The sequence below is a fragment of the Nocardiopsis sp. TNDT3 genome (genome assembly GCF_003427465.1).
In the GTDB taxonomy this organism is placed as follows: Bacteria; Actinomycetota; Actinomycetes; order Streptosporangiales; family Streptosporangiaceae; genus Nocardiopsis; species Nocardiopsis dassonvillei.
In genome coordinates this window covers 1-2,954 of record NZ_QPFC01001115.1, presented here as the reverse complement: position 1 = coordinate 2,954, position 2,954 = coordinate 1, and the positions used below count along the sequence as shown (strand labels likewise).

3 protein-coding genes are annotated in these 2,954 nt (G+C 74.1%); 1 reads left to right on the top strand and 2 read right to left on the bottom strand.

Translation table 11 applies throughout. The features are described 5' to 3' along the window. Positions 1-71: 71 nt before the first annotated feature. Both DQW06_RS24535 and DQW06_RS24530 read right to left on the bottom strand, forming a co-directional pair. A complete protein-coding gene (locus DQW06_RS24535; protein WP_117199395.1) occupies positions 72-977 on the bottom strand; it encodes an ABC transporter permease in 906 nt (301 codons plus the stop codon). Between the two features lie 74 nt (positions 978-1,051). Continuing rightward, the gene (locus DQW06_RS24530; RefSeq protein ID WP_117199394.1) at positions 1,052-2,284 is read right to left on the bottom strand and encodes an ABC transporter ATP-binding protein; all 1,233 of its coding nucleotides are present in this window, start codon (positions 2,282-2,284) and stop codon (positions 1,052-1,054) included. Positions 2,285-2,504: 220 nt separating this feature from the next. On the opposite strand from DQW06_RS24530, the gene DQW06_RS24525 reads away from it, so the two are divergent. Further along, positions 2,505-2,699: a DUF1918 domain-containing protein gene (locus tag DQW06_RS24525; RefSeq protein WP_013155254.1), complete on the top strand. Its 195-nt coding sequence runs from the start codon at positions 2,505-2,507 to the stop codon at positions 2,697-2,699. Positions 2,700-2,954: the final 255 nt, after the last annotated feature.

Below are 2,954 nucleotides of genomic sequence, written 5' to 3'. Positions count from 1 at the left end.
GGCCCGGAACGCGCCTTGCGCGTCCCGGGCCTCCGGCCACCGGTAGGGCCCCGTCAGGCTCCTCCGGTCCTTTACACGTCGCGCACACGCAGCTCGGTGTGGGCCACGATCTGCGCGGCCAGGGCCCAGCCCACGACCGCGGCGATGTTCACCGGCCCGTCGTGCGGAGCCGTGTAGAAGCCCACGTCACCGCCCGCGTAGAACTCGATCCCGGCCGTTCCCGGCATCAGCGCCGCGAAGTCGCTGATCATCTGCACCTGGGAGAGCTGCATGACCATCGGCAGCCCCATGAGCAGCAGGAACCCCACGATGAACGTGCCCGGCATGCTCCGCGTCGCCGTGCCGATCCCGACGAACAGCACCGCGAACAGCGCCATGCACACGCCCGCGTTCAGCGACGTCACCAGGGTCTCGGCGACGTCGGCGGAGGCGTACCGGCCGACGAACACGCTCAGCACCGCGACCGCCGTCAGCGTGGCGAGCACGCCCGCCGCGAAGGCGAGTGCGGCGGACACCAGCGTGCGCGCGACCAGCACGGTCCCCCGGGCGGGCCGCCACAGCAGCGTGCTGGTGACGCTGCGGTTGCCGAACTCCCCGGTAGCGGCCAGCGCCGCCATCACCAGCACGGCGGTCTGCACCAGGTAGAAGTGCCCCTGCGAGGTGAGCCGCATGAACGCGGCGCCGTCCGCCTCGTCCGGGTTCTCCATGATCCGGGTCCACTCGGTGTAGCCCATGAGCGCGGCGAACACGGCCATGCCCGCCAGCGCGGCGCCGAACGCCCACCACGTGGAGCGCAGGGACGACTGCCGGATCCACTCGGCGGCGACCTCCCGGAACAGGTCCGTCCGGGGGCGGCCCCCGGAGCGGTCGGCCGCCGTCGCCGTCCCCGCCGCCCGCCGCGTTCCCTCGGCGCTCACGGGGGTTTCGGAACCCTCCTTCGCACCCGTGGCACCGGACACCCTCGACACACCCGTCATGCTCTCCTCACCCCTGTCGTCCCGCCCGCTTCGGCTCCCGCCAAGGGCTCGCGCCCCTTCCTTCCGCCACCGGTTCACCGGGACCCCCTGCGTCCCACGCGGCGCAGTGGCCCGGCCGGTCCCGCGGTGCTCCCGGAAGACGCCGCGTTCCCCGCAGCGTCCCGGCCGGAGGCAGCGGGCCCGGAGCGGGCGCCGTACTCGACGGAGTCCCCGGTCAATTCCAGGTAGGCCTCCTCCAGCGAGGCCTCCTCCAGCCGGAGCCCGTGGATCCGCGCTCCCACGGCGTGCGCGTGGTCGCCGACCTCCGTCACCCCGAGCCCGAACACCCTCAGGCCGGTGCTCCGGTCGCTGCTCCGGTCCCGGCCGTCACCCCGGTCCTGACGACCGTCTCGGCCCCGTCCGCCACCGGCACCCCGTGCTGATCGCTCGGCACCGGAGTCACCGCTGTCCCGGACATCTCCTCCGCTTCCGGGTTCCCCGCCGTCCTGGACATCACCGCCATCACGGGCGTCACCGGCCTCCCCGACTCCCCGAACACCCCTGTCGTCCCAGGTGTCCTCCACCGCCTCGACCCGCACCGACGGCCCCAGCCGCTCCAGCCCCTCCCGCAGCCTCGCGGCGTCCGGGCTGCGCACCAGCACGTGCGTGCGCGACCAGGCCGCGATCACGTCGGAGATCGGCGCGTCCGCGATCAGCCGCCCCCGCCCCACCACGACCAGGTGGTCGGCCACCATCTCCATCTCGCTCATCAGGTGGCTGGAGACGAACACGGTGCGCCCCTCGTCGGCGAGCCGCCGCGTCAGGTCGCGCATCCACCGCACACCGTCCAGGTCGAGCCCGTTCACCGGCTCGTCGAACAGGAGCACCCCCGGATCCCCCAGCAGCGCGTCCGCGACGCCCAACCGCTGGCGCATGCCCAGGGAGTACCCGTGGACCCGCTGGCGGGCGACGCCGGTCAGGCCGACCTCCTCCAGCACCTCGTCCACCCGGCTCCTCGGGATACCGCCGCCCGCGGCCTTCGCGGTCAGGTGGGCGCGGGCGCTGCGCCCGGGGTGGGCGGCGTCCGGCGACAGCAGGGCGCCGACCCGCCGCGTCGGCCGGTCCAGCCGCCCGTACTCCCGGCCGTTGACCAGCGCCTCTCCCGACGTGGGCCGGGCCAGGCCCAGCATCATCCGCATGGTCGTGGACTTCCCCGCGCCGTTGGGTCCCAGGAAGCCCGTCACCCGCCCGGGTTCGACGGTGAAGGTGAGTCCGTCCACCGCCGTCCTCCCCCCGTAGCGTTTGGTCAGTTCGCGCACCGTGAGCACGGTTTCCCCTCTCTTCCGCTCTCGTGGTGCACCACGCTAGGAAGAGGGGCCCCGGGCCCACATCTGTGGTTCGTCGGGGACCGGATACGCACTTGTGCCTACCCGGTGCCGCTGGGAGCCGCCTCGCCGGGAGCCGTCTCGCCGGGGGCCGTTTCGCCGGACCGGCGTTTCGGGTAGGTCCCGTGGGTGACGGCCAACCGGTCGAACGGGGGGAGAGGTCATGCGGGCGTCCATCGGCGACTACGTGCGTACGCACGGGGTCGTGAGCACCGAGGGTCAGCACGTCGGGGAGATCGTGGAGGTACGCGGCGCCGACGACGGGCCGCCGTACGTGGTGCGGTTCCCCGACGGGGAGGAACGGCTCGTCTACCCCGGGCCGGAGACGGTGGTGGAGCCCCGGCACCCGGTGGACTGAGGGGCACCGGAGGGGCGGTCGGGTCACCCGGAACGGACGAGCCGAGGGGAAGCCCGCTGGGCTGAGGGGAACCGGAGGAGCCGACCGGACCACCAGGGACGCCCCGGGCGTCCGGCCGGGCGGGACGGCCCGCCCGTCGGACCCCTGTGAGCGACCGGGGCGGTCAGGGCCGCCGGGACGGCACAGACGCCCCGGTTCTGGGGGCCGAACCCGGTGACGGCCCGCGACACGGCGGGCACACAGGACGGGGGGGGG

What these genes read in the sequence shown, in the direction of transcription:
- DQW06_RS24535 (WP_117199395.1), bottom strand. Translation starts at nt 977, where the DNA reads ATGACGGGTGTGTCGAGGGTGTCCGGTGCCACGGGTGCGAAGGAGGGT.
- DQW06_RS24525 (WP_013155254.1), top strand. Translation starts at nt 2,505, where the DNA reads ATGCGGGCGTCCATCGGCGACTACGTGCGTACGCACGGGGTCGTGAGC.